This window comes from Pseudomonas sp. ADAK2 (genome assembly GCF_012935755.1).
Lineage (GTDB): Bacteria > Pseudomonadota > Gammaproteobacteria > Pseudomonadales > Pseudomonadaceae > Aquipseudomonas.
This window is the reverse complement of sequence record NZ_CP052862.1, coordinates 1534488-1554263: the sequence shown is the minus strand read 5'-3', so window position 1 is coordinate 1554263 and position 19776 is coordinate 1534488. Positions and strand designations below refer to the sequence as shown.

The following is a 19776-nucleotide window of genomic DNA, read 5'->3' as shown; positions in this document are numbered from 1 at the left end:
TATCTGTATGGATATACAGATAAAAGATTGCCGATGATGACGAGACTTAGACAGACACTTCCGAGCCTGCGACGGCTTTCCAGCTGGCCAATGGCGTCAGGAAGTGCAGCTCGAACCGGCGTTCGGTAAAGGCCCAGCGCCCATCTCGCCGCTCGAATCGGTCGTGATACAGGCCGCTGATCTGCACCTGCCCCATCTCGACATGGGTACACAAACAGTCCACCGCCACACGCCCGGTGGCGGTTTCGCCGTCGATATCGATCACGGCGTTGGCCATCCAGTGGTGCATGTGCGGCATGCTCGCCCAGTTGATATGGGCCGACTCGATGATCGCCTCGATGCCTTGGTAACTACCGAATGCAGCGCCCAGATCCAGAACCGCGCCTTCGTGCCAAATGCTATGCAGCAGATGTTCGTCGCGGCCATCGAAGGCCAGCGCATATTCGGCGATCAGGCGTTCCAGCGCGACGCGGGTTTCGAGCAGTTCAATACGTAAAGTCAGCATGTTCATACCTCATTGAAGTCCGTGGACAGCGACAGGTCGCGCCACTGGTTGAGTTCTGCGGCCACAAACGCCAGTTTGTCGTCGACCACCTTCACCGCATCGGTCCCCGCGACAAAGCGCAGCGGCGGCTGGGGCAGGGCGGCCAACGCCACAACCGCGCGCCCCAGCCGATCCGGATCACCGATCTGCTGATGATTGCGTGCCTCGAAAACCGCCAATGTCTTCGTACGCAAATCGTCGTAGTCCTCCAGCGCCCGAGTCCCCAGTTTCAGCATGCGACTGTCGAGGAATTCCGTGCGAAACGCCCCCGGTTCCACCAGCGTCAGCTTGATCCCGAACGGCTCGATTTCCAGCGCCAGGGCTTCGGAAAAACCCTCGATGGCGAACTTGCTGGACGAGTACATCGACGCCCCCGGCACCCCTTTGAAACCACCATTGGAAGACATGTTGATCACATGCCCGGAACGCTGCCGACGCATTACCGGCAACACCGCACGGGTCACGTTGAACGTGCCGAACACATTGGTCGCGAACTGACGCTCGATGGCCTCGGGCCCGACCTCTTCGAAAGGCCCGAACTGCCCGTAACCGGCGTTGTTGACCAGTACATCGATGCGCCCGAAGCGCTCGATAGCGGCCGCAACCACGGCGTCGGCCTGGGTGAACTCGCGAATATCCAGCACGGCATTCAGCGCACGGTCGCCGTACATCGCTTCCAAACTTGGCAGGTCAAGATCCGTCGCAACCACCGCGTCACCATGGGCCAGCGCAGCCTTGGCAATGCCCGCACCCAAACCGTTGGCGGCCCCGGTAATCAGCCATACACGCCGCCCGTTCATAGCGGCATCTCGTTGCTGATCCAGTCCAGAATTGAGGCATGACGCGGTGTCCAGCCCAGTTCTGCACGTGCGCGTTTGGCGATCACCCGGCTATTGGTGCCGAAAGTGAAATGCACGTGCATCGGGTCCCAATGCTGCGCGGCTTCCACCACCGACCACGACTGCACCGGCCCCAGCTCCATGCGTTCGGCGAGGGCCGGGCCCATGTCGGCGAAGGACGCTTCACCGTTCTCGACGAAATAGAATGCGCCGGCCGGGGCTTTTTCCAGGGCCAGCACGTACAGCTCGGTCAAATCGTCGATGTGCACGTTGGACCAGCAATTGACCCCTTTGCCGATGATCCGCAGCACTCCGGTTTCCCGGGCCCGGGCCATCAGGAACGGCAACTGGAAGCTGTGATCGGTCAGCCCGTGGCCGACGCCGTAGATGTTGCTCGGGCAAATCACCACGGTGCGAATGCCTTCGCTGGCGGCTTTGATCAGGCGCAGGTCGATGTTGTAGCGCGGCTGTTTCAACGGATCGATGATGAACGGCGTGTCTTCGTCGAAGATGTGCCCGGACAGATAATCGCCCTTGGCGTCATCGCCGATGATGCTGGAGCCGCTGGTGTGGATCAGCAGTTTGCCGGTGCCCTGCAACGCTTCGATAAACGACTCGACGGCGCCGGCATGGTCGCTGTTAGCCGCGTCAATCACTGCATCGGCCCGACGCGCTTCGGCCATCAATAACTCGTGATCATCGAGGCTGCCGAGCACCGGCGTGATGCCCCGTGCCTTGAGCTGTTCGGCTTTCTTTGGGTCGCGGACCAGTCCGCGAATCGAGTGCCCGTCAGCCATCAGCCGATGAGCGACGCTGCCGCCAACGAAGCCGTTGGCGCCGGTCAGGAAGATATTCATAAGGCAAGAACCCTTGGAAGATGAGCGAGCACTCACCTTAGCCTCGGGCAATTAGCGGAAAAATAGGCCGCAGTTCTGTTTAGAATGGACTCCAGAGTCATCAATGGAGCCATCATGGAAAGCCTGAACGCCATCGGCGTATTCGTCGCCGCCGCCGAAGCCCGCAGCTTTGTCGGTGCGGCCAGGGCCTTGGGGATCTCGGCCTCGGCGGTGAGCAAAAGCATTGCGCGGCTGGAGGCCCGGTTCGGGGTGCGGCTGTTCCACCGCAGTACTCGCAGTATCACCCTCACGGCCGAAGGCACGCAGTTTGTCGAGCGTTGCCGGCGGGTGCTGGCGGAGCTGGAAGTGGCCGGCGAAGAGCTCTCGCAGAATGTATCGCTGCCCCAGGGACCGTTGCGCATCAGCCTGCCGATGATCGCCAAGCCCTTTGTGTCGATTTTCGGCGAATTTCAGTCGCGCTATCCCGAGATTCAGCTGGACCTGGAGTTCACCGATCGCCTGACCGATGTCATCACTGAAGGCTTCGACGCGGTCATCCGCAGCGGCGTACCCAGGGACTCGGGGTTGTCCGCGCGACCGTTGGGCACTTACCGCATGCTCACGGTCGCATCCCCAGCGTATCTGGCCTCCCGAGGCGTGCCCCTACAGCCGGAAGACTTGCACCAGCACGCGTGCATTCATTTTCGCTTTCCCAAGTCCGGCAAGTTGCAGGCGTGGCTGTTCAATCGGGACGAGCAGCCCGTTGAGCTGGAGCTGCCGCGCTCGATGATTTGCAATTCGGTGGAAGGGCGCATGGACCTTGCCGTGCAAGGCCTCGGCATCACCTATGCCGCCGATTTTGTGGTGCGCGAGGCGTTGGCGGATGGGCGGTTGGTGGAAGTGCTTGAGGCGTTTACCTGGGAGAAGGGCCAGTTCAATCTGCTTTGGCCGTCCGGGCGGCAAGTGCCGCCGAAATTGCGGGAGTTTATTGAGTTCTTGGTGAGCCATACGCCGTTTAGCCGCTGACACAATAGGTTTAGTGTGAGGAGACAAACACCGAATCAGCCACCGGCGGCGGCAGGGCAAATGCGCCTTTCATCCGCGCCACTTCCTCGGTGGGCGTGCGCCCAAACAGCCTTTTGAACTCGCGACTGAACTGCGAGCCGCTTTCATACCCGACGTCGGATGCCGCACGCGCCACGCTGTAGCCGTTGCGCACCATCAACAGCCGCGCCTGGTGCAGGCGTGTCGATTTCAGGTACTGCATCGGCGAAGTGTGGGTGATGGCTTTGAAGTGCGCGTGGAAGGTCGGCACGCTCATGTTCGCCTCCGCAGCCAGGTGTTCGACGTCGAGCCGTTCGCCGAGGCTGCCGTGCATTTTGCGCAGGGCCCGGGAGATGCGCCCGAACTGCCCGCGAGCGGCGAGGGCGGCGCGCATTGAACCGCCCTGGGCGCCAGTGAGAATGCGGAAATAGATTTCCCGCACCAGCGCTGGCCCGAGCAGGCGACCGTCCAGTGGCGAATCGAGGGCTTCCAGCAGGCGCAGGACGGATTGGCTCAGGCGCGGTTCCATCGGCGAGGCGTACATGCCTTTGGGTGCGGCGGTGGGTTGGTCGTCGAGTTGCAGCATCAGGTCGGCGGCGAGGTTGAAGTCCAGATGAAAATAGATTGCCAGCAGCGGCTCTTCGGCGCTGGCGTCGGTTTCCATGGTGAACGGCACGGGCACCGCAACCGCCAGATAGTGTTGGGCATCGTAGAGGTAGGTCGCGTCGCCCCAGTACCCGCGCTTGCGGCCCTGACAGACGATAACGATGCCTGGATCGTAGAGCACTGGCGTACGCTGCAACGCCCGGTTGGAGCGCAGCAAGCGCACATCGGCCAGGGCGGTGAGGTTGTAACCCTCATCCGGGGCGAGTTTCGTCAGCAGCGCAATCGTCTGCGCCTGGCAATCGTTTTGATCTATGCCTGATTCGCTCAAAAAACCTTTCCCACCCGAGAACACGAGACTTGAATGTGAACTGCTGCGAGCCGCAAATCAATCGGCTCATAGGATTAGGCAAAAGTCCGACAGTAATCGGCGTTCAGCCGTTGCGGTAGCATCCCTATCATGACCAACACACCACAGCGGAGCGCGACCATGACGACGACAAAGACCCTTTTCATCACCGGCGTCAGCAGCGGCTTCGGCCAGGCGCTGGCCAACGAAGCCCTGGCCGCAGGTCACCGGGTGATCGGCACCGTGCGCAGCGAAACGGCGCGCATCGAGTTTGAACAACACCCGTCGAAAAATGCCTTCGGCCGCTGCCTCGATGTCACCGACTTCACTGCGATCGACGCCGTCGTCGCCGAAGTTGAAAACACCCTCGGCCCGGTGGATGTATTGGTCAACAACGCCGGCTACGGCCATGAAGGGGTTTTCGAGGAATCGGCGCTGGAAGAGATGCGCCAACAGTTCGACGTTAACGTGTTCGGCGCAGTGGCTGTAATCAAGGCGTTCGTGCCGTTCTTCCGTCAGCGCCGGGCCGGGCACATCATCAATATCACCTCCATGGGCGGCTTTATCACGATGCCCGGCATCGCCTATTACTGCGGCAGCAAATTTGCCCTGGAAGGCATCTCCGACACCTTGAGCAAGGAACTCAAACCCTTCGGCATCGCGGTCACGGCGGTGGCGCCGGGATCGTTTCGCACCGATTGGGCCGGGCGCTCGATGCGCCGCTCCGAGCGCAGCATCGCCGACTATGACGCAACCTTCGACCCGATCCGCACCGCGCGCCAAGCCAAGAGCGGCAAGCAACTGGGCGACCCGATCAAAGCCGCCCAAGCCATGCTGACCTTGATCGCCAGCGATGCACCGCCCGCGCATTTGTTGCTGGGCAGCGATGCGTTGCAACTGGTTCGTGAACGGTTGGCGAATATGACGCAGGAGATCAATGCCTGGGAGGTGCTGAGTCGATCCACGGATGGCTATTGATCAAGAGCGTTTATCAGGTGATGCATTCTCTCCAGCAGATCGTCGTAGGTGATGACCTTGACTGTTTGATTGGTATTAAGGCCAAACAACACCTCTTTCTTTTCTGCTGTCAGTTTTCGTGAGCGGCCGATCACAACCAGGCCCTCGACGACGTAGTTGCCCTGCAACCAGTCCGGGATGTCTTGTTTGTTTTCCCTGATCTGGCGTATCCAGTCGTTTACTTGCTTGATTGCATGGGTGACTTTGTGTCTTAGCTGATTGGTTTTGGTGAAAATTTCGTCGCTATGGCGCTCCAGTTCAATCAGCACGATACGCTTGTCCGCCTGATTGTATTGAAGGACCAGGTCGGCTCTGCAGTTGCCAATGCGAACCTCGCTGTATAGCTTGGCGAGATGGCAGTCGAGGATCTGTGGGTAGGCCTTGATGAATTTGTGCAGGTCTCTTTCAACCGTTGATTTGTTTCCGAGCAATCTGCAGAACTTGATGAAAACACTTTCGAATTGGGTTTGGGGATTGTTTGCCGGTGCAAGTCCTTTCAGCTTGTTCTTGAGCATATCCTGCTTGCTCAGCCTCGGCCGGGAGGAGGGTTGACGGCAGGGTGAAACGGAAATGGGCGGAATGAGTTCCGAGAAACCTCGCCCCAGCACCTGAACGGCAGTGTTTGAGAAGGGACCGATAATAACGGCTGGAACCCGGTCTATTTCGATGACGTTATAGGCCAGGTACGCCAGATAATCATCATCCATTATGAGTTGGCCGTTTTTTTCATAGAGGACCAGTTCGTACGCGGGCCTGCCAGACTCGATAGCATGCGGCATGAACGCCTTGATTCTTTCTTCCGGGATACTCAGTGCATGGTCGATATCCCAGGGTTGAACCGCGTCCAGAGGTACCATTACCCTTGTGCAAGCGACTTTATTTGCATACGCCTGGGACAGGAGTTTTATCAAGTAGTTATTGGTGGGACGATTTGCGGATTCTTCATCGATAATAGAATCCAGCGGCAACATCCTGTATTTGTAGTTGTAGTAAGCGGCCAGGCATTGGAAGGCGAAGGCTGACGGTGGAACTGATGCTATTTCGTCCCTTGGAATACGTACCCAACCATCACCTGTACAGGCTGACATGAGCGGTTCAGGTTCTGCTTGATAAGCCCTGATGTCAAAGCGGTATATTCGATTTGTAAGGTCCTGCAAGTTATACAAGGTTGCGGAGTAAACGATTCCGCCGCCCTTGAGATGTTCTCTATGAAACATAATGCCGTAGCGAACATCTTCGAGTATGGAGGAGACGAAGAAGAATTCCGGAAGTGTGTTGGTTTCCAGCAAATAAAGTTTATTGATGCTGTCCTCCAGCGACGGGAGGTCATCTCGGGTCAACACTAAATCTTCTTCTACCAACATGATGGCTTTCATCATGTCGCCGACGATCGGGTTTTCCTGATAGTGCTTCAGTATCCAGGAGGTGATTTCATTTTTGCTTCCGATCCTTTTTTCGCCTCCGGATATTTCTAACAGTAAGGCTCGTCTCAAGTGCGTCAGTACAGAGACGGGCTCATGTGCTGGCAGGTTAATCATCTGCGTGTTGATATCTGAAAAAATACCGCCTGTTTCTTCTATGAAGGGCACCGATCAAGAATGGGTTGTAGTCACTACGCCTGCAAACCGAAGCGACAAAATATCGGCTGATAATCAAAGGCGACAGTGGTTTTTCTGAGTCAGCGCTAAAAAAGTGTATCAATTTTCCTCTGTTTTTTTACCCAGACAGTCTTTCCGTGCAGCGATGCCTGGAAAACCGCTATCGAGAAATTGATTAGCGCCACGTTTCAAGCTGTGTCAGTTTCACCGCGCCTGCAATGGGGCGAGTGACAGGACGATCTCGCCAAGGGATCGCCGTGGTCTGTCGAAACTGACTACTTTGAACAAGGACGTAAACCATGTCTCTAGCAAAAGCCCGGACCAGTGACGCCTACTCCACCGTCGATACATTCAGCCACTTGTACGACCGGGGCGGCAGCGCGCTGATCAACGGCAAACCATCGTTCACCGCCGATCAGGCGGCCGACCAGATCCTGCGCAAAGGCGCGTCCTGGCACGATCAGAATGCCGACGGCAAGATCGACCTCAGCTACACCTTCCTCACCTCGAAACCGGCCAACTACAACCCGGCCCTCGGCACGTTCGGCGAATTTAGCGCCCAGCAAAAAGCCCAGGCCGTGCTGGCGATGCAATCCTGGTCGGACGTGGCCAACGTGACCTTCAGCGAAGGCAAGGGTGGCGACGGTCACATGACCTTCGGCAACTACAGCAACAACACCGGCGGCGCGGCGTTCGCCTATCTGCCCCAGGGCAGCCAGTACGATGGCCAGTCCTGGTACATGATCAACGACCAATACCAGGTCAACAAAACCCCGGACACCAACAACTACGGGCGCCAGACCCTGACCCACGAAATCGGCCACACCCTGGGCCTGTCGCACCCGGGCGTCTACAACGCCGGTAACGGCAATCCGACCTACAACGACGTGACCTACGCCCAGGACACCCGTGGCTACAGCCTCATGAGCTACTGGAGCGAAAGCAACACGCACCAGGACTTCAGCAAGGACGGCAGCGGCGCCTACGCCTCGGCACCATTGCTCGACGACATCGTCGCCGTGCAGAAACTCTACGGCGCCAACCTGGACACCCGCGCCAGCGACACGGTCTACGGCTTTAACTCCAACGCCGAGCGCGATTTCTACAGCGCCACGTCGGCCGCCTCGAAAGTGGTGTTTTCGGTGTGGGACGGTGGTGGTAACGACACCCTGGACTTCTCCGGTTTCAGCCAGAACCAGAAGATCAACCTCAACGAAGGCGCGTTCTCCGATGTGGGCGGCCTGGTCGGCAACGTTTCCATCGCCCACGGCGTGACCCTGGAGAATGCCATCGGTGGTTCGGGCAATGACCTGCTGATCGGCAACGCCGCGGCGAACGGTCTGGAAGGCGGGGCCGGCAACGACATCATCTACGGGGCCGGTGGCGGTGATTCGTTGTGGGGCGGGGCCGGGGCGGACACGTTTGTGTTCGGCGCCGCCAGCGATTCGACCATGACCGCGCCGGACTGGATCATGGATTTCACCAGCGGCCAGGACAAGATCGACCTGTCCGGCATCGCCGAGTTTGCCTCGGGTAATGCGACGTTGAACTTTGTCAGCGGTTTCACCGGGCATGCCGGTGATGCGATCCTGACCTGGTTTGCCGAGAGCAATCAGACCAGTTTGATGGTCGATTTGACCGGGCATGGCGCGGTGGATTTTGCGGTGGGGATGGTCGGGCAGGCAGCGGTGAGCGATATCGTCGCTTGATGTAAAGCAAGATCAAGAGATCGCAGCCTTCGGCAGTTCCTAAACGGGATCGCGTTCACCGACATAATCGCGGCGAACACCAATCCCGTAGAAGCTGCCGAAGGCTGCGATCTTTTGATTTTGTGATTCCGTTCGGCTGCGAAGCCGTCGCGATGCCGAAACATGGGTTATACCTGACAGTCGTGGTCTAAGGTTTTGGGGCTGCTGTATTGCCCATCGCATAGGTTCATCACTGTCATGAGGAACGTATTCCATGAAAAGCTCCGGTCCCAGTCCTGTCATCACCATTGCCGAGCAACCCGGCTGTCTGTTGGTGAAGTTCCACGGTATTCAGGTGGCCGCGTCCGCCCGGGCGCTGGTGCTGCTCGAGGCCAATTACCCTCCGGTGTACTACGTCCCGCGTGAAGACATCGATGAAAAATATTATGCCCGCACCGACCACACCAGCTATTGCCCGTACAAGGGCGACGCCAGTTACTTCAGCTTGCAGATCCCGGGGCATGAAGGCGCCAACGCGGTGTGGAGCTATGAGAACCCCAAGGTGTCGGTCGATCAGATTAAAGACTATGTGGCGTTCTACCCTGACCAGGTGACCTTCGAGATTCTCAAAGATGTCTGACCGATTTTTTTATCAGAAGCGATCGAGCCGGTACGGTTCGATGGCCGGTAAACCATGAGCCGGGGTGACCGCAGCCATGTGCGCGATCAACTCGGCCGTGACGGCTGCCTGAGTCAAACCCAAATGCTGGTGGCCGAAAGCGAGCAGCACCTTGCCCTCGCACACCCGGTCGATGATCGGCAGGGAATCCGGCAAGGACGGACGAAATCCCATCCACGGCGTGGCATCGTCAGCGTTCAAGTCGCGGCGGAATAAGCCATTGCTCAGCCGGTGCAACTGCCAGGCACGCTGCATGCTCGGCGGGCGGTGGAGGCCGGCGAACTCGACGGTGCCGGCCAGCCTCAGCCCATCGGCCATGGGCGTCATGATGAATTTACGCTCCAGCGAAGTGACGGCGAACGGCAACCGATGCTGCTCGTGGGGCAACATCAGGTGATAACCGCGTTCGGTATCCAATGGGATCTTTTTGCCAGTCAGCGCAGCGGTAAGCTTCGCGGAATGGGCACCGCAGGCGATCAGCACCTGGCGGGCGTTGATATGGCCCTGATCGGTGATCAGCGCGACGCCGTCCTCCTGTAAGTGCCCACCCTGAACCTGTTGTTTCAAGAACTGCACGCCGCCGGCCTTGGCCGCGTCGACCAGTTCGCAGACAACCCGGTAAGGATCAAGAAAATGCCCGGTGCTCGGAAAAAACAAGCCGCCCTGAATCTGTTCACTAAGCTGCGGGGCCACCTCGAGAATGGCCTCGGACTGCCAGAAATCCACCGGCACCTGCTGCTGACGCATCCGCGCCTGTAACGCTTCAATCGCCTGACGCGACTCGGCACGCTCGAACACCAGCAACGAGCCGTCTTCCCTGAGCAAATCCGGGCGGGCAATGTCCGCCAGCAACCGCTGCCACGCGCCAAGGCTGCTTTCGTTGAGCGCGCGGAGGCCGGCCACGGTGCGTTGGAACGGCACCGGGCGCAGGTTCAACAACAGGCGCATAAACCAGGGCAGGGCGCGCGGCAGGTATTTCCAGTCCAGGCGCAGCGGGCCCATCGGGTCCATGAGCATAGCGGGCAGGCGCTTGAGGATCGACAGGTCGGCGATGGGAAACACCTGCTCGGTGGCCAGGTGCCCGGCATTGCCGAACGAGGCGCCATGGCCGGGTTCCTGCTGGTCGATCACCACCACCCGCAGGCCTTGGCGGGCCAGGCGCAGGGCGCAGGCGACGCCGATGATGCCGGCGCCGACCACGGCGATGTCGTGCGGGTCGTTCGAAGTGGAGTGATTAGACATTGGCTCAGTCTTCCCTCTGGCCATCGAGCAGGCGCCGCAGTTGCAGCGGATTGCCGTGCTTGAGCGCGGCCGGCAACAAGCTGTCCGGGAAATCCTGGTAGCAGACCGGGCGCAGGAACCGCAGGATGGCGGCCGTGCCGACCGAGGTCGAACGCGGGTCGGAAGTGGCCGGGAAGGGGCCGCCATGGACCATGGCGTCGCACACCTCGACCCCGGTGGGCCAGCCATTGACCAGCAGGCGGCCGGCCTTGCGTTCCAGCATCGGCAACAACGCCCTGGCGCTTTCCAGATCGGCGTCATCCAAATGCAGGGTGGCTGTCAGCTGACCTTCCAGGTGCTCGATAACCTGCCGGATTTCGTTGTCGTCGGCACATTGCACGACCAGCGATGCGGCCCCGAACATCTCGGCTTGCAACGTTGGGTCGCGGAGAAAATCCTGCGCCTGGGTCACGAACAGATGCGCTTGGCATTGGTTCGGTGTTTCGCCCTTCAGACCAATGGCGACCGTTTCTGCTCGCATCAAATCCACGCCAGCCTTGTAGGCAGTGAAGATGCCGGGCGTGAGCATGGTCTGCGCCGGGCTGTGCTGAACGAGATCCGCCGCTGCGCTGATGAAACGCTCCAATGCAGCGCCTTGATGAGCGATCACCAATCCAGGGTTGGTGCAGAACTGGCCGGCGCCCTGAGTGAGTGAAGTAACGAAACCTTGCGCCAGCGCTTCACCGCGCGCTTGCAGGGCTGCCGGAAACAGCAAAACCGGATTGATCGAGCTCATTTCCGCATACACCGGAATCGGCTCGGGACGCGCCTGAGCCGCTTTGCACAACGCCATGCCGCCACTGCGCGAACCAGTGAAACCCACGGCTTTGATTCGCGGGTCGCTGACCAGCGCGATGCCCACTTCGCGGCCAGAGCCGAACAACAGCGAAAACACACCTTCATGCAGCCCGGATGTTTTCACCGCCCGAGCCACCGCGCGACCCACCAGTTCGCTGGTGCCGGGATGCGCGCCATGGGCCTTGACGATCACCGGGCAACCGGCGGCGAATGCCGAAGCCGTGTCACCACCAGCGACTGAAAAGGCCAGCGGAAAATTGCTCGCGCCGAACACCGCCACCGGCCCCAACGGCACCTGACGCTGACGCAAATCCGGACGTGGCAGGGGCTGACGTTCCGGCAGCGCGTTATCGACCCGTACATCCAGCCATTCGCCGGCGCGCACGGTGCGGGCAAAGGTTCGCAGTTGCTGGCAGGTGCGACCACGTTCACCCTGGATACGCGGGCGCGGCAAACCGGTCTCGGCGACCGCACGCTCGATCAGCTCATCGCCCAAGGCTTCGATCTCATCGGCAATCGCTTCGAGGAACTGCGCGCGTGCCGCCAATGGTGTTTCGCGATAGCTGTCGAACGCCGCCGACGCCAACGCGCAGGCCTGATCGACCTGCGCCTCGGTGCCTCCGGCATAGGCCGGTTCGAGTGGTTTGTCGGTGGCTGGATCAATCGCCCGGATCGCTTCGCGGCTACCGGTAATGGCGTGCTGACCGATCAGCATTTGGCCCGTCAGAGTCATGGCGCTTTCCTGAAAAAGAGGAGGGGGCCCGACGGCGAAACACGGCGGTCTCGCAGCGGGCACGAACACAGGGGAGATCAGGCGACGTTCTGCTCGGCCGACCAGTTTTTGTACCACTGGCGGAACAACGTGTACTGATTCTCGGCGTAATGCCGTTGGGCATCGCTGAGCGCATCGGTGTCGTTGAAGTGCAGGGTGTATTCCTTGTCGCCATTGAGCACCATCAAGTGCTTGTAATAGAGCACCAGGTCACAGCCCTCATCGAACGACGACAGCACCGCCAGCGCCGACTCCAGCTCCCGGGCCAGACGTCGGGCCTTTGCATCGCCCTTGGCCGCTTGTTTGCTCAGGGCCACCAGTTGCAGCACTTCGCGGGGCAGCGCGTTGCCGATGCCAGTAATGGCGCCGGTGGCGTTGCAGTTGACGAAACCATGCACCACTTGGGTATCGACCCCGACCATCAGCGTGACGTTGTCGTCCTTGGACGTGATGTTTTCGGCGGCGTAGCGCAGGTCGGCAGCACCGCCGAACTCCTTGAAGCCGATCAGGTTCGGGTGCTCGCGGCGCAGTTCGAAGAACAGGTCGGCGCGGGTGGCGAAGCCGTAGTAAGGGCTGTTGTAGATCACCGACGGCAGGTTCGGCGCAGCGTTGAGGATGGCAGCGAAGTGGGCTTTTTGCGCGGCGGGAGAGGCGCCCCGGGACAGAACGCGAGGAATGACCATCAGGCCATGAGCGCCGACTTTCGCCGCATGGGCCGCGTGGGAAATCGCCTCGCGGCTGTTCACCGCGCCAGTGCCGACGATGGTCGGAATGCCCGCCGCGACCAGACGCGCCACGCCTTCCTGACGTTCGGCTTCGGTCAGCAACGGCCAGTCACCCATGGAGCCGCAGTACACGACGGCGCTCATGCCGATATCGATCAGTTCGCGACCCTTGGCCACCAACTTGTCAAAGTCCGGCTTGCGCTCGGCGGTGCACGGGGTCATCAGTGCAGGGATGCAGCCAGTGAAAATGTTCTCGCTCATTGTTCTAACTCCTCGAAGCATTCAATTGAAGGTGAAGTGGCGCGGGGGCAGCTCAAATGCCCCACGCGAAGGGATCCTGTTCGTCGATCAGCAACGTAGCGTCGGCGGTCATGAAAGCCTTGCCGGTAATGAACGGGCGCACGCGTTCGCCTTCCCATTCGAAGCTGCCGATGAACTGGCTGCCGGTGATGCTTGCTTGGACCCAAGGCTTTCCAGCGGCCAGTTTTCCATCGGCGGCCAGGCACGCCAGTTTGGCGCTGGTGCCCGTGCCGCAGGGTGAGCGGTCGTAGGCTTTGCCGGGGCACATGACGAAGTTGCGGCTGTCGGCGTGATCGTCGTCGGCAAACAGTTCGACATGGTCGATGAGCGCGCCGTCTTCGCCATGGATGCCTTGGTCTTCCAAGGCCTTGAGCATCGCCCAGGTGTAATCGGTGAGGGCTTCGACGTTGTCCATTTGCAATGCTTGGCCGTGATCGGACACCAGGAAAAACCAGTTGCCGCCCCAGGCGATATCGCCGTAAACGGTGCCGTGCCCCGGCACGTCGACCGGCACTTTTTGGCGATAGCGGTAAGCGGGCACGTTGCGCAACGTCACCGTGCCGTCTTCATGCAGCGTGGCGCTGACCGGGCCGACGGGCGTGTCGATCTTGTGCACGCCGGGGGCGATGTGCCCCAGGTAATGCAGCGAGTTGACCAGGCCGATGGTGCCGTGGCCGCACATGCCGAGGTAGCCGGCGTTGTTGAAGAAAATCACGCCGCACGTGGCGTCCGGCGACACCGGTTCGCAATACAGCGCGCCGACCAGTACGTCGTTGCCACGGGGTTCCAGCAAGCAGGCGCGGCGCCAGTGGTCATGCTGGTCGCGCAGGGTATCGCGCTGCTCGGCCATGGTCTGGCCGGCCAATTGCGGAAAACCTTTGATCACCAGGCGCGTCGGTTCGCCGCCGGTATGGGAGTCAATCACATGAACCCGTTTCATAAATCCGTCCTTTAGAAGTGTGCAGGCGCAGGGCGGCCTGTCGCAGTGTTCGCGAGGGTCGAATCGGCTTCGCTTTCATCGTCCTCGGATTCCAGACGCACCAGGTGCGCCGGCACGCCAGTCGCCGCGCCCCAGCAATAGATCCCCATCGCGCAGACCGCCACCACCAGGGTGTCGAACGGATGGCTGAGCACGCCCAGGCCGCCGAAACTGCCGAGCTTGGACAGCACGATGGTCACGGCGTAGAAGCCGATCAGCCACGCCGATGAGCGCACTTGCTGGGCCAGGCTCAGGTGGTTGGTCGGCACAAAACGACCGCACAACAGGTACACGATGAACATCAGGATTTGCAGGCCGAGCAGCCAGGACACGGTGTCCCAACCCGACCAGTAGACGATCAGCGCGGCGATGATGAATGACAGCGGCCCGAGCACACCCATCCACTTGACCCGGAACGGGCGTGGCATGTCCGGTGCATTGCGGCGCAGGGCGGCGACGGACACTGGCGCGACGGCGTAGCTCAACACCAGCGCGGCGGAGACCACATTGATCAGCGCTTCCCACGAAGGGAACGGCAAGGTCCAGAACACCGACAGGGCAAAGGTCAGCCACAGCGCCGGGCGCGGGATGCCGGACTTTTCATCGATACGGGTGAAGACCTTGAAGAACGTGCCGGTTTGCGCCCAGCCGTAGATCACGCGCGGTGTCGCGTTCATGTAGATGTTGCCGCAACCGCTGGGGGAGATCACCGCGTCGGCGACCACCAGATAGGCCAACCAACCCACGCCCAGGGCCAGGGCGATATCGCGATAAGGCAGCGCCAGTTCCTTGGCCACGCCGGCCCAGCCGTTGACCACCATTTCGGTGGGCACGCCACCGAGGAAGGCGACCTGCAACAGCACATAAATCAACGTGGAGAGCAGCACCGACAGGATCAGCGCAATCGGAATGGTCCGCTGCGGATTCTTCACTTCACTGGCTACCGAAATGATCGGCGTCAGCCCCAGGTAAGCGAAAATCACACCGCCCGCCGACACCGCCATTTCCACACCCGACAAGCCGAATGGGGCGAAGCCCTGGGCCTGGAAGTTGGCTGGTTTGAAGAAGGTGAACAGCACACCGATCACCAGCAGCGGCACGATGAACTTGAACACGCTGACCAGGTTGTTGGCCATGGCGAAGGTCTTCACGCTGCGGTAGTTGAGCACGAAGAACAGGCACAGCAGGGCGAATTGCATCAGCCAGCCAAGGATCGTCGGATCGCTGGAACCGGCCTTGGTCAACTCGGGAAACCACGCCGCGGCATACTGCCGGGAGGCGACCACTTCGATCGCCACCAGACTGGTGAAGGCGATCAAGGTGATGAAGCCCATCAAGTAGCCGAGCAGCGGGCCGTGGGAATAAACCGGATAGCGAACCACACCACCGGCCCGGGGCAGCGCCGCGCCCAATTCACAGTAAACAATGCCCAACAGCAACACGGCAAAACCGCCCAGCAGCCAGGAAAAAATCCCTGCTGGACCCGCGATTGCAGAAACGTGACTGGCGGCGAATAACCAGCCGGAACCGAAGATGGCGCCCAAGCCGATGAACGTAAGGTCCATCAACGAAAGTTGCCTTTTGAACTTGCCTTTGCCTGACATAGCGTCGCGCCTTCTTGTGAGTTATTGGATAGGCAGGGGTGCATGCAATGGCCATAGAGTGAACGCGACGGCGCGCTGGCGATTGATGTTTTGCGTGGGTATGGATGACGAAATCAGCACAATGCAGCAGTGCTCGACACCGCACTCACGACGAGGCAAGGTGAGCGAAAAATGCCTCAAGAGTGAGAGGGTGAGATTGATGGCGCAGAGCGCGTTGGCGATGTTGTGCGAGGGGAACGACGGCACTCGTCCGGAAACGATCGAAGCATTATTGGCCGGCGTGGCACCGCTGTTGCCGATGCTCGATGTGATTCCCAATGCCGCGATCTTTATCAAGGACGTCCAGGCGCGCTACGTCATGGCCAACCTCGCTCTGGTCCAGCGCTGCGGAATGAAACAGCTGCTGGGCAAAACCAGCGCCGAGGTGTTTCCAGCGCAATTGGGGCCGGGTTATACCGAGCAGGATCGCCGTGTGCTGGAGCAAGGCCTGGTGCTGGAAGATCAACTGGAATTGCACTTGTACGGGAGCCGGGAACCCGGTTGGTGCCTGACGCACAAACGTCCGCTGTATAACCGCAACGGTGAAATCATCGGCCTGGCGGGGATTTCGGTTGATCTGCAATCGGCCAGCGATACACATCCGGCTTACCAGCGGCTGGCGGCGGTCGACGAACACATTCGCGCCCATTTCAATCGACGGGTCACCTTGGGCGAACTGACGCGCATCGCCGGTATTTCAGTGGCGCAACTGGAACGCTACTGCAAACGCGTGTTCCACCTCACGCCACGGCAGATGATCCAAAAGGTGCGCCTGGAACATGCGCATCGTTTGCTGCACACCGACATCCCCATTACCGAAGTCGCGTTGCAGTGCGGCTATACCGACCACAGCGCGTTTACTCGCCAGTTCAAGGCCTTGACCGGTTTCACTCCGCGGCAGTATCGGCAGGCCACCGCGCAATGAGCGGCAGAGGTCGTTGATCGTTCCCACGCGGAGCGTGGGAACGATCTTCACTAGCGGACAGCGCTCACCAACGTCGATTCATCAATCTGCGCAATTGAAGTCACCCCGGTCAACGTCATGGCCACGCGCATTTCCCGGGCGAAAATATCCAGCATGTTTTCCACCCCGCGCTGTCCATCCGCCGCCAGCGCATACGCCATCGAACGCCCCAGCAACACGCCTTTCGCCCCCAGCGCCAACATCCGCACCACATCCAGCCCCGAGCGAATCCCCGAGTCGACCAACACCGTCAGATCATCGCCGATGGCTTGCATGATCGCCGGCAAGGCCTTGGTGGTCGACAGCACGCCATCCAGCTGCCGCCCACCGTGGTTCGACACCACGATGCCGTCCGCGCCAAAGCTGACCGCATCTTTTGCATCCTGAGGATCGAGAATGCCTTTGATGATCATCGGACCTTCCCAGAAATCCCGAATCCACTGCAGATCGGCCCAACTGATCGACGGGTCGAAGTTCTTCGCCAGCCAGCCCATGTAGTCTTCGAGCGTGACGGCTTGGCCCAGATACGCCGAGATATTGCCCAGGTCATGCGGCCGCCCCATCAGGCCAACATTGAACGCCCAGTCCGGCCGGGTCATCGCCTGCAACATTCGCCGCGACGAAGCGAAAGGGCCGGACATGCCCGAATGCGCATCCCGATATCGCGCGCCGGGCGTGGGCATGTCGACGGTAAACACCAGGTTCTTCACCCCGGCCGCCTTCGCCCGCTCCAGGGCGTTTTTCATGAAGCCCCGGTCTTTCAACACGTACAGCTGAAACCAGATCGATTGTTGGCTTTGCGCCGAGACTTCCTCGATCGAACACACTGATACCGTGGACAGGCACAGCGGAATGCCTTTGTTCTCCGCCGCTCTCACCGCCTGCACCTCACCACGCCGGGCAAACATGCCCGTCAGGCCCACCGGTGCGAGGATGATAGGCATGGCCAGGGGTTGGTTGAAGAGGGTGGTTTCAAGGCTCAGGGTTTCAACGTTTTTCAGAATGCGCTGACGCAGGCTGATGCCCGTCAGGTCGGCACTGTTGGCCCGCAGCGTGTGCTCGGCGTAGGCGCCGCCATCGATGTAATCGAACAGGAATCGCGGAAGTTTACGGCGTGCTGCCTCGCGGTAATCGGATGCGGATGAAATGATCATGGGGCCTCGTTTTTTGGAATGGCGGGGCTGAAATGTTCATTGAGCTTAACCTGTGGCGAGTGACTTGTAGCAGCTGCCGAGGTACGAGGCTGCGTTCGGCTGCGAAGCAGTCGTAAAACCTGAGCACTCGATCTTCCTGAAACACCGCGCCGCCTGATTTCACGACTGCTTCGCAGCCGAACGCAGCCTCGTGCCTCGGCAGCTGCTACAAGCCGAACGCAGCCTCGTACCTCGGCAGCTGCTACAAGCCGAGCGCTTGCGGGCTCGGCAGTTGCTACAGAGCCCGCGCATTTCTCGGTATCAGTTCTTATCCAGATCCACGTTCTTGGTCTCGCGCAAACAAATCAACCCCACAATCAAACTCACCCCGGTAATCACCACCGGGTACCACAGTCCATAGAAGATGTCCCCGGTGTACACCACCAACGCAAACGACACCGTCGGCAGGAATCCGCCGAACCAGCCATTGCCGATGTGGTAGGGCAGGGACATCGAGGTGTAGCGGATGCGCGTCGGGAACAGTTCGACCATCAGCGCCGCCAGCGGGCCGTAGCACATGGCGGAGATGATGATCAGCACGACCATCAGCGCCACGATCATGGTTTTGTTGACCTGCTGAGTGTCGGCTTGCGACGGATAGCCCGCCAGGGTCACCGCGCCACGCAGGGCCGCTTCGTCGTAGCCATCGATTTTTACGTCGCCGATGCTGACCTGCACGGCTGCGCCAGTTGGGGCAGCGGCGCTGGTGTAAGGCAGGCCTTGCTTGACCAGGAAGGTCTTGACCTTGTCGCACGGGCTATCAAATTTCGCCTTGCCCACCGGGTCGAACTGGAAGGTGCAAGTAGCCGGGTCGGCCATGACAGTGATCGGTGCCTGTTGGCGGGCCTGGTCGACCGCCGGGTTGGCGTAGTGGGCGATGGATTTGAAGATCGGGAAGTACAGCGCGGTGGCCAGCAGCAGGCCGATCATCAGCACCGGTTTGCGCCCGACCTTATCCGACAGCCAGCCGAAAAAGATGAAGAACGGCGCGCCGATAATCACGCTGACAATCAGCAAACTATTCGCCAGCGCCGGGTCCATTTTCAGGAACTGGGTGAGGAAGAACAGCACGTAGAACTGCGCGGCGTAAAAGGTCACCGCTTGCCCGGCGTTGATGCTGAACAGGGCGATCAACACGACTTTGAGGTTTTCCCATTTACCGAAGGAATCGCGCAGCGGCTGCTTGCACAGCTTGCCTTCTTCTTTCATTTTCACGAAGGCCGGCGACTCGTGCAGGCTCAGGCGAATCCAGGTGGAGATGCCCAGCAGCACGATGGAAAACAGAAACGGAATACGCCAGCCCCAGACTTCGAACTGGTCGCCGGTGAAGTAGCGACAACCGAGTACCACCAGCAGCGACAGCAGCAGGCCGAGGGTGGCGGTGGATTGAATCCAGCTGGTGTGGAAGCCGCGTTTGCCCATCGGCGCATGTTCCGCCACATAGGTCGCGGCGCCGCCGTATTCGCCGCCGAGGGCCAGGCCCTGGAGCATGCGCAGCACCACAAGGATGATCGGCGCGGCGATGCCGATGCTGGCGTAGGTCGGCAGCAACCCGACACAGAACGTCGCCAGGCCCATGAGCACGATGGTCGCGAGGAAGGTGTATTTACGCCCGATCATGTCCCCCAACCGACCGAACACCAACGCACCAAACGGCCGCACGATGAAGCCGGCGGCAAACGCCATGAGCGCGAAGATAAACGCCGTGGTGTCGTTGACCCCGGCAAAGAACTGCTTGCTGATCACCGCCGCGAGGGCGCCATAGAGGAAAAAGTCATACCACTCGAACACCGTCCCCAGAGACGAAGCGAAGATGACTTTCTTGGTGCCGCTGCTGACGCCCGCGCTGCGCGTGGCTTCCAGGGGCTGAACGTGTTCTGACATATCGGTATCCCTCACAGTGATTGTTTTTGTTGTTCCACTG

Annotated in this window: 17 protein-coding genes; 5 read left to right on the top strand and 12 right to left on the bottom strand. The window is 60.2% G+C overall.

The features are described from left to right. Nucleotides 1-46: 46 nt before the first annotated feature. From HKK52_RS07100 to HKK52_RS07090, 3 genes are read right to left on the bottom strand one after another with little or no spacing between them, the layout of a single operon-like run. Nucleotides 47-505 carry a nuclear transport factor 2 family protein gene (locus tag HKK52_RS07100; RefSeq protein WP_237150725.1) on the bottom strand — a complete coding sequence of 153 codons (459 nt, stop codon included), beginning with the start codon at nt 503-505 and terminating at the stop codon, nt 47-49. Between the two features lie 2 nt (nt 506-507). Beyond that, nucleotides 508-1344: an SDR family NAD(P)-dependent oxidoreductase gene (locus HKK52_RS07095; RefSeq protein ID WP_169370190.1), complete on the bottom strand. Its 837-nt coding sequence runs from the start codon at nt 1342-1344 to the stop codon at nt 508-510. Next, a complete protein-coding gene (locus HKK52_RS07090; RefSeq protein ID WP_169370189.1) occupies nt 1341-2240 on the bottom strand; it encodes an NAD-dependent epimerase/dehydratase family protein in 900 nt (299 codons plus the stop codon). The genes HKK52_RS07095 and HKK52_RS07090 overlap by 4 nt, the downstream gene beginning before the upstream one ends. Nucleotides 2241-2354: 114 nt before the next feature. On the opposite strand from HKK52_RS07090, the gene HKK52_RS07085 reads away from it, so the two are divergent. After that, entirely contained in the window at nt 2355-3245 is an 891-nt protein-coding gene (locus HKK52_RS07085; protein WP_169370188.1) for a LysR family transcriptional regulator, read from the top strand. Nucleotides 3246-3255: 10 nt separating this feature from the next. Here HKK52_RS07085 and HKK52_RS07080 read toward each other — a convergent pair whose 3' ends face one another. After that, the gene (locus tag HKK52_RS07080; protein ID WP_237150723.1) at nt 3256-4197 is read right to left on the bottom strand and encodes an AraC family transcriptional regulator; all 942 of its coding nucleotides are present in this window, start codon (nt 4195-4197) and stop codon (nt 3256-3258) included. A gap of 159 nt (nt 4198-4356) precedes the next feature. On the opposite strand from HKK52_RS07080, the gene HKK52_RS07075 reads away from it, so the two are divergent. Then, nucleotides 4357-5193, top strand: a complete 837-nt coding sequence (locus HKK52_RS07075) for an oxidoreductase (RefSeq protein ID WP_169370187.1) — start codon at nt 4357-4359, stop codon at nt 5191-5193. On the opposite strand, the gene HKK52_RS07070 is transcribed toward HKK52_RS07075, so the two are convergent. Continuing rightward, nucleotides 5187-6821, bottom strand: a complete 1635-nt coding sequence (locus HKK52_RS07070; RefSeq protein WP_169370186.1) for a Shedu anti-phage system protein SduA domain-containing protein — start codon at nt 6819-6821, stop codon at nt 5187-5189. The two genes, HKK52_RS07075 and HKK52_RS07070, sit on opposite strands and share 7 nt — an antisense overlap. Nucleotides 6822-7129: 308 nt before the next feature. On the opposite strand from HKK52_RS07070, the gene HKK52_RS07065 reads away from it, so the two are divergent. Together HKK52_RS07065 and HKK52_RS07060 are read left to right on the top strand one after the other, a co-directional pair. Next, nucleotides 7130-8539: a serralysin family metalloprotease gene (locus HKK52_RS07065; protein WP_169370185.1), complete on the top strand. Its 1410-nt coding sequence runs from the start codon at nt 7130-7132 to the stop codon at nt 8537-8539. 253 nt (nt 8540-8792) lie between these two features. Next, complete coding sequence (locus HKK52_RS07060; protein ID WP_169370184.1) at nt 8793-9158, top strand: DUF427 domain-containing protein; 366 nt, start codon at nt 8793-8795, stop codon at nt 9156-9158. Nucleotides 9159-9170: 12 nt separating this feature from the next. On the opposite strand, the gene HKK52_RS07055 is transcribed toward HKK52_RS07060, so the two are convergent. The 5 genes from HKK52_RS07055 to HKK52_RS07035 all read right to left on the bottom strand — a co-directional run bounded on the left by HKK52_RS07055 (nt 9171) and on the right by HKK52_RS07035 (nt 15656). Further along, the gene (locus HKK52_RS07055) at nt 9171-10439 is read right to left on the bottom strand and encodes an NAD(P)/FAD-dependent oxidoreductase (RefSeq protein WP_169370183.1); all 1269 of its coding nucleotides are present in this window, start codon (nt 10437-10439) and stop codon (nt 9171-9173) included. 4 nt (nt 10440-10443) lie between these two features. Next, nucleotides 10444-12009: an aldehyde dehydrogenase (NADP(+)) gene (locus HKK52_RS07050; RefSeq protein ID WP_169370182.1), complete on the bottom strand. Its 1566-nt coding sequence runs from the start codon at nt 12007-12009 to the stop codon at nt 10444-10446. 77 nt (nt 12010-12086) lie between these two features. Continuing rightward, a complete protein-coding gene (locus tag HKK52_RS07045) occupies nt 12087-13034 on the bottom strand; it encodes a dihydrodipicolinate synthase family protein (protein WP_169370181.1) in 948 nt (315 codons plus the stop codon). Between the two features lie 52 nt (nt 13035-13086). Beyond that, the gene (locus HKK52_RS07040) at nt 13087-14013 is read right to left on the bottom strand and encodes a 4-hydroxyproline epimerase (RefSeq protein WP_169370180.1); all 927 of its coding nucleotides are present in this window, start codon (nt 14011-14013) and stop codon (nt 13087-13089) included. 11 nt (nt 14014-14024) lie between these two features. Further along, nucleotides 14025-15656 (bottom strand): APC family permease, encoded by a 1632-nt coding sequence (locus tag HKK52_RS07035; protein ID WP_169370179.1) that lies wholly within the window; start codon nt 15654-15656, stop codon nt 14025-14027. A 199-nt stretch (nt 15657-15855) separates the two neighbouring features. Here HKK52_RS07035 and HKK52_RS07030 point away from each other — a divergent pair, with 199 nt between their 5' ends. Then, on the top strand, nt 15856-16620 hold the full coding sequence (locus HKK52_RS07030) for an AraC family transcriptional regulator (RefSeq protein WP_169370178.1): 765 nt from the start codon (nt 15856-15858) through the stop codon (nt 16618-16620). Nucleotides 16621-16670: 50 nt separating this feature from the next. Here HKK52_RS07030 and lldD read toward each other — a convergent pair whose 3' ends face one another. Continuing rightward, nucleotides 16671-17813 carry an FMN-dependent L-lactate dehydrogenase LldD gene (gene lldD / locus HKK52_RS07025; RefSeq protein WP_169370177.1) on the bottom strand — a complete coding sequence of 381 codons (1143 nt, stop codon included), beginning with the start codon at nt 17811-17813 and terminating at the stop codon, nt 16671-16673. A 300-nt stretch (nt 17814-18113) separates the two neighbouring features. Then, nucleotides 18114-19736, bottom strand: coding sequence for an MFS transporter (locus tag HKK52_RS07020; protein ID WP_169370176.1), 1623 nt, complete (start codon nt 19734-19736; stop codon nt 18114-18116). Nucleotides 19737-19776: the final 40 nt, after the last annotated feature.